This is a genomic window from Microbacterium sp. 18062 (genome assembly GCF_902706225.1).
GTDB lineage: Bacteria > Actinomycetota > Actinomycetes > Actinomycetales > Microbacteriaceae > Microbacterium.
In genome coordinates this window covers 73,206-79,985 of the sequence record NZ_CACSKB010000015.1, presented here as the reverse complement: position 1 = coordinate 79,985, position 6,780 = coordinate 73,206, and the positions used below count along the sequence as shown (strand labels likewise).

6 protein-coding genes are annotated in these 6,780 nt (G+C 70.0%); 1 reads left to right on the top strand and 5 read right to left on the bottom strand.

Annotated features, from left to right (window positions below):
- Nucleotides 1-501: 501 nt before the first annotated feature.
- Nucleotides 502-1,140 (bottom strand): GntR family transcriptional regulator, encoded by a 639-nt coding sequence (locus GVL03_RS07830; protein ID WP_159500429.1) that lies wholly within the window; start codon nt 1,138-1,140, stop codon nt 502-504.
- 318 nt (nt 1,141-1,458) lie between these two features.
- On the opposite strand from GVL03_RS07830, the gene GVL03_RS07825 reads away from it, so the two are divergent.
- Nucleotides 1,459-1,665 carry a cold-shock protein gene (locus GVL03_RS07825; protein ID WP_159500428.1) on the top strand — a complete coding sequence of 69 codons (207 nt, stop codon included), beginning with the start codon at nt 1,459-1,461 and terminating at the stop codon, nt 1,663-1,665.
- Between the two features lie 220 nt (nt 1,666-1,885).
- Here the strand turns inward: GVL03_RS07825 and GVL03_RS07820 are convergent, their stop codons facing one another.
- The 4 genes from GVL03_RS07820 to GVL03_RS07805 all read right to left on the bottom strand — a co-directional run bounded on the left by GVL03_RS07820 (nt 1,886) and on the right by GVL03_RS07805 (nt 6,762).
- Nucleotides 1,886-3,955, bottom strand: a complete 2,070-nt coding sequence (locus GVL03_RS07820; RefSeq protein WP_159500427.1) for a bifunctional lysylphosphatidylglycerol flippase/synthetase MprF — start codon at nt 3,953-3,955, stop codon at nt 1,886-1,888.
- A 23-nt stretch (nt 3,956-3,978) separates the two neighbouring features.
- Nucleotides 3,979-4,662: an HAD hydrolase-like protein gene (locus GVL03_RS07815; RefSeq protein WP_159500426.1), complete on the bottom strand. Its 684-nt coding sequence runs from the start codon at nt 4,660-4,662 to the stop codon at nt 3,979-3,981.
- Between the two features lie 94 nt (nt 4,663-4,756).
- Nucleotides 4,757-5,512, bottom strand: a complete 756-nt coding sequence (nucS, locus tag GVL03_RS07810; RefSeq protein ID WP_159500425.1) for an endonuclease NucS — start codon at nt 5,510-5,512, stop codon at nt 4,757-4,759.
- A gap of 20 nt (nt 5,513-5,532) precedes the next feature.
- Entirely contained in the window at nt 5,533-6,762 is a 1,230-nt protein-coding gene (locus tag GVL03_RS07805; RefSeq protein ID WP_159500424.1) for an MFS transporter, read from the bottom strand.
- Nucleotides 6,763-6,780 lie beyond the last annotated feature (18 nt).

Here is a 6,780-nt window from a genome sequence, read left to right as displayed (position 1 = left end):
TCCCGCCGCAGAGCCGAAGGACTCTCCAACCGTGAGATCCGCCGATGCCTGAAACGCTACGTCTGCCGAGCGCTCTACCGCGAACTACGCACCCGCATGACTTGACACGAGGCATAGAAGCGTCCTTTTCCCGCCAGGTTCGCCTGCGACAGATACGCTGCCGCCCGTCGCAGTCCCTTCTAGGCGGGGGTCGAGTCGTTCCCGGGGCAGTGCGCCGGACGATGTTCCAGGCATCCACGACCACGCGATTGCGAGCGCCTCCCTCGCTGCCCACGTCTGCGGGCAGCTGTCTCGAACAGGGGAGTCGAGTGAATCCGGGGCAGGCGGATCGGGCGTGGGAGACGGCCGAACCTGAGCGTTCGGTATGCGACGGGCGGACGAGGACGCCGTCGGCGGAGGATGCGCGTACCGTAGTAGTCGCCGTTCCTTCATTCCCCCAATCGAAGGGACGTGCCGCCCCCTCCGCTCCCCCCAGTTGGAGGGGGCTTCTCTCTGCGCGGGTCATGCCTCGATCGCGCGGAGCACGCGCTCGGCGCGATCGGCGTCGCGCGAGACGATCGCGGCGCGCAGTTCTGCACGTGCCGCCCGACCCGCGGCCGTCGAGCCCTCGAGGAGCTCCCATCCCTGCAGGTTCCGCTCGAACGTCAGCGACGCCTCGCGCATGATCCGGCCGAGCACGACGTTGCCGGTCGCGATCGACAGTGCGCGGAAGAAGGCCGAGGATGCGGCGGTGTGCGCCGAGGGATCGTCGCCGACCGGGGTGGAGAGCATCCGGTCGTAGGCGGCGAGAACCGTGGCGAGGGTCTCGCTGGAGCAGGTGCCGAGCGCCATTCGCAGCGCCTCGACGCCGAACCCGATGACGAACGCCCGGGTGTCCGCGATGGCGCGGGGCGTGCGGACGGTCACCCGGGTGTAGCGGTTCGCCTCGATCTCGACCAGGCCGATCCGCTCCAGCCTCTGCAGCGCCTCGCGCACCGGTGTGCGGGACACGCCGAACTGCGCGGCGAGATCGACGTCGCGCAGGAGTCGTCCGGGTTGCAGCTGTCCATCGCGAATGGCCCGGCCGAGGATCTCGAAGACCTCGTCGCCGAACGCCGGACGGCGTCGTTGCGACCCGGCGGTTTCGGGTCCGCTGGGCATGGCGGGTCCAGTGTACGTCCGCCCTGACCGTGTCGTTCCGGTGATTTGGCTGAGTGCCGGGCGGATCCTCTCCCGTCCCGGGTTCGCAAGACAGTAGAGTGTTCGCTGTCGCGCCTAGCGCGGCATATCCGGGGGGATCCGTCGACGCCCGGGCCTGTGAGCTCTTGCTCGGCCCGGGCGTCGTATGGTTAACGCCCCGAGTCGGCTGTGCAACGATTCCGTCACCATCTGTCACGCTCTCGCCTCTGGAGCGCCATCCGGCTACGGTAAGAGGTCAAAACCGGTGCACAGGGTGCCGGAAGGCACAGAAGGCATTGCATGAGCACGCAGGGTACGGTCAAGTGGTTCAACTCGGAGAAGGGCTTCGGCTTCATCGCCCCGGATGAGGGTGGCGCCGACGTCTTCGCGCACTTCAGCGCGATCGACGGCAACGGATACCGGTCGCTGGAAGAGAACCAGCGCGTGGAGTTCGACGTCGAACAGGGTCCCAAGGGTCTGCAGGCCGCCAACATCCGGGCGGTCTGAACGAACGCAGAAGGGGCGGGACGCATCGGCGTCCCGCCCCTTCTGCATGTCCGGGGTCAGCGGCCCCGAGCTCTGCGGTGCGTTCCGCGGCGTGGGGGATCGCGCTCGGTACCGCGAGACTGCACGTGGGCGCCGAGACTGTGGGGTTGCCCCGCTGTCTCGGCGCCCCGCTGCAGTCTCGCGGCTGACGGGTGACGGGGTGAAGGGGCGGAGTGTCGCGCTAGTCGTGCCGGACGAGCCCGAGCCCGGCATCCGCGAACTGCCGGAGGGTGGCGGTGGGTAGGAACGCGCGGGTGAGGCCCAGTCCGATGCGGGTCAGGTCGCTCTCGTCGCGGTACAGCAGGTACATCGTCTCGTACCGCGGGTGGAACTTCTGCTTGAAACGGTGCAGCGACTGGAAGCCGTATACCGGTTCGAGCGCGTCGGCGAGCTTCGTGCTCAGGTCGGCGATGAGGCCGGCGCCGGGCGGGTACTCGTGCGTGAGTGGAGCGCCGGACAGCGACAGGATCTCGGCGCCCTCCTCGGAGAACGTCTTCGCCGATGAGCCGATGAGGAACTCCATGACCGGGGCGAACCCGCCATCCCGTCGCCTCATGAGATCGAGCGTCCAGCCGCGGACGTTCCCCTCGGAGCCGTAGACGGGGAGCCAGGAGAGGAACCCGTCGACGTCGCCGCGCGTCGAGATCGCCAGAGCGAGGCGCACTTCGGGATCCTCGGCCTCCACCAGCGTGCCGAGCGTGAAGCCCATCTCGGGAAGGCCCTTGTCTCCGACCCAGCTCTCCGAGATCGCACGCAGCTGCTGTCGCACACCCCAGGTCTCGTCCTTCAGGCGGGTCATCCGGAAGGAGACATCCTCGCGGTTCGCCCGGTTCAGCGAGGACCGCACCGAGTTCCAGGTCTTGCCGGTGAACTCGAGCCCCGGAAGATCGACGATCGTGTCGTCTGCGACGATGATGCTCCGCCAGGTGGCGGGCACGGCGGCCCGGGTCTGCTCGCCGGCGCTGAAGAAGCAGGGGACGAGACCCGCGTGCTCGGCGCCGTCGATGAACTCGCGCACCGATTGCGCCCTGCCGGCCTCCGCGCCCAGGGGATCGGCGAGGGCGAGGGCGACGCCCGCGCGGTTCTGGAAGGCGACGATGCCGGTGGACGTCCGCGCGTAGCGGTTGCCGTCCCACGTCGTCATCCACGAGAGCGTGCCGCCGCCGTCGGCGTGCAGCGCCTCTTTCACGTCGTCGACGGAAGGCTTCGGGCCGATGCCTATCGCCGCACGCCGCTTCGCGCGGAACGCCCGTCGCACCCAGACGAGGTAGACCAGCAGGAACAGCCAGGTGGTGCTCGTCGCGAGGAACACCGACGGATCCGCGCTGAGGCCCTCCTGGGTCTGCGCCCAGCCGATCGTCGCGACGAGCACGATGGTGCCGACGAGGGTGAGGAGGTTGAATGCGCAGAGGACGATGCCGAGCACCCACGACCAGCGCCGGCCGCGACGCAGCCCGTTCGCGATGACGGCGATGAGCACGATGTCGATCGCCACGTCGACGAGCGAGCCCGAGGCGGGCTCGGAGGTGCCGAAGGGGCCGTCGGTCGGAACGAGCAGCACGACGATCCCGAGGACGCCGAGCGCCAGCAGGGAGATGTAGGCGACCAGCCGCTGCTCGCGGACCGTGGTGCGCTGGATGCGGAGGGTGCGGTCGATGAAGAGCACGAGGACGACCGCGAGAAGGTGCTCGATGTCGTCCAGCGTTCCCCAGAAGAGCATCGTCACGAACACGACCGCGAGGAGCACGAGCCACGCACGCACGCGCCAGGGTGAGGCGAACAGGCTGATCGCGGCGGCGATGCATGCGAACGTGCCGCCCGAGGGTCCGACGTCGAGCATCGTCCCCTGGCGCAGGGCCCAGCCCCATCCGGTGAACGACAGCGCCCACAGCAGGAGCGCCGCGCCCAGCACGGCGAAGAGCTGACCACCGGCGAAGTACGCGAGCGCGAGACCCGAGCCGCGCCGGAACTCGAGGTAGCCCATGCCCGCGAACGTCGCGACGACGAGAGGGTAGACCCAGGGGTGCGCGACGAGGAACGTGCCGGTGATGGGGGTCCACCAGCGTCCCTGCTCGAGGGCCGGCAGCCCGTACGCCCACGTCTGCATCGCGGTGCTCTGCTCGAACGGCGACCAGAGTCCGGAGGAGACGACGCCCACGGCGAGCACGATCACGACCAGCGACAGCGTCGCCGGGATGCGGCGCAGGAACCGGAGCGGCGGGCGGGTGGCGGCGGCGGCGTCCGTCGTCATGCGATCACCCTATCGATGCAGCGTCAGGGCTGCGGATCGTCGATGAGCAGCAGCGCGCGCAGCTCCGCGACGTCGTCGACCACCGCCTGCGCGCCCTCGGACTCGTGCGGCCAGCTGAAGCCCCAGCGCACGAAGACGACGGGGACGCCGTTGGCGGTTCCGCCGTCGACGTCGTGGTGCCGGTCGCCGATCAGCACGGGTCGTGAGGTGTCAACGCCGGCGGCGCGGAGCCGGCGGAGCGCCTCGGCGACGATGTCGGCCTTCGCGGCCAGCGTCTTCTCGTCGGGAGTCGCGCCCGTGATGGCCGTGAGGTGCTCGGTCAGGCCGAAGTGCTCCATGAGCGCGGTCACCTGGATCTCGGGCTTCGAGCTCGCGGTGCCCTGGGGGATTCCGGCGGCGGCGAGGTCGGCGACGAGCTCGCCGACACCGGGGTACAGCTTGGCGTCGGCCGTGTAGCCGTCGGCGCGTCCGAGGTCGCGGTAGAAGGCGACCGCCTCGGCCGCGCCCTCGGGCGACATCCCGGCGTGGTGCTGGAACGACTCGTACAGGGGAGGTCCGATCCAGTGCACGAGCTCCGGCCGCGTCGGCGCCGGCAGCCCGAAGTGCGTGAGGGTGATCGTGAGGCGTCGCAGGATGCCGTCGGAGGCATCGACGAGGGTGCCGTCCACATCCCAGAGGATGCAGGAGAACGGGGAGCGGGCGGTCATGCTCCTACGCTATCGGCGCTCCGGAGGTCAACCGTTACGAGGTCATCGAGATGCCTGTGGGCCATGGCGGCGCCGATCACCGACCAGGCGGTGCTCAGAACAGGGTCGGCAGCCCGCTCTCGGTGCCCTTCATCGCCTCGTAGTCGAGCACCACGCAGTCGATCCCCCTGTCGGCGGCGAGGGTGCGGGCCTGCGGTGCGAAGCCCTGCGCGGCCAGGACGCCGCGCACGGGCCGCAGGTGCGGGTCGCGATTGAGCAGCTCGAGATACCGGGTCAGCTGTTCGACCGCGTCTATGCCGGCACGACGCTTCACCTCGACCGCCACGTGGCGGTCGGCCGGCTGCGATCCCTCGGCCGCGTCGCCGGTCTCCGGCACGACGGCGATCGTGGTGCGCTCGGGATGGCGCAGCAGCAGGTCGACCGGACCGATCGCGGTCGGGAACTCTCGCCGAACGAGGGCGAGGTCGTGGCCGATGACCCCGACCTGCTCGGCGAGGAGCCGCTGCAGGTCGGCCTCGACGCCGTCCTTCTGCAGGCCCGGGTCGACGCCGAGCTCGTGCGACGAGTCGTGCAGCACCTCGTAGATCTTGACGACGAGGGCGTCGCCGCTCTTGGTGTGCGTCACGCGCCACTGCTCGATGACGCCGACGCTGGCCGCATCCGCCTCGGGCTCCTCGGAGACCAGCCGGCAGGGCGGGCTCATCCAGTTGAGGGGCTTGTAGGAGCCGCCGTCGGAGTGCACGAGCAGCGAGCCGTCTCCCTTGTGGACCAGGAGCCGGGTCGCGAGCGGGAGGTGGGCGTTGAGGCGACCCGTGTAGTCGACGGAGCAGCGGGCGATGACGAGGCGCACCCGACGAGCCTACCCGCGGCTCAGTGGTGTCCGGCCCCGACCTTCGCCCCCGCCAGGGGCTTGGCCGCGCCCGATGCGAGACCGGATGCGGCGACGAGGACCACGAGGATGTACAGCGTGTTCAGCAGGCCGATCTGCTCGCTGATCACCCCGAGGAGCGGCGGCCCGGCGAGGAACGCGACATAGCCGATCGTCGCCGCCGCACTCACCCGGGCCGCCGCCCGAGCGGGATCGTCGCCCGCCGCCGACATGCCGAGGGGGAAGCCGAGCGACGCGCCGACGCCCCAGAGAGCCGCGCCGACGAAGACGAGCGGGGTGGTGGGAGCGAGGATGAACAGGAGGAGCCCGGCGACAGCGGCGACCGACAGGACGCGCAGCACCGCCACGCGGCCGAACCGATCGACGAGCGGACCGCCGAAGACGCGGACGACGGTCATGCTGACCGAGAAGACGGCGAGCCCGAGGGCTCCCAGCTCCTGCGGCGCGTGGTGTCCTTCGACGATTCCGAGCGCGAGCCAGTCGTTGGCGCCGCCCTCCGCGAACGACATCCCGAGCATGATCACGCCGAGCGCGTAGGTGCGCGGTTCGCGCCAGGCCGTGAGCGCCGATCCCAGACGCGTCCGCCAGGTGACCGCTTCGGCGGTCTCGGCCGGATCCTCGCTCTCGAGCCGCGCGGGCACGTTGGCGTAGCTGGCGAACGCGACGACGACGAGCACGACCGCGATGATGCCGAGGTGGGCGAGGACGTTCAGTCCCACGGAGATGAAGAGGACGCCGAGCCCCGCGCCCACGACCGTGCCGGCGCTGAAGAAGGCATGGAAGAGGGGGAGGATGGTGCGTCCGGACTGCGTCTCGATCGCCGCGCCCTCGACGTTCATCATCACGTCGACCGAGCCGTTGCCGAAGCCCCAGAGCACCAGGCCCGTGATGACGAGCGGCACCGACCCCGCGACATCCGTGCCGAAGCCGATGAGCGCGATGCCGATCGCGAAGACGATGATCGCGCCCAGCATGCCGCGACGCGCACCGAAGCGGGCCATGATCACCGAGCTGAGCGACAGGCCGAGGATCGAGGCGAGCCCGCCGACGAGCAGCATGATGCCCACCTGCACGTTGTCGATGCCGAGAGTCAGCTTGATGGCGGGCACCCGGGATGCCCAGGTGGCGATGCTCAGGCCGCTCGCGAGGAAGATCGCGAAGATCGCCGTCCGCCATCGGACGAACTGGGACCGGGAGAGCTCGAGGTTCATGACGGACAGCGTACCGAA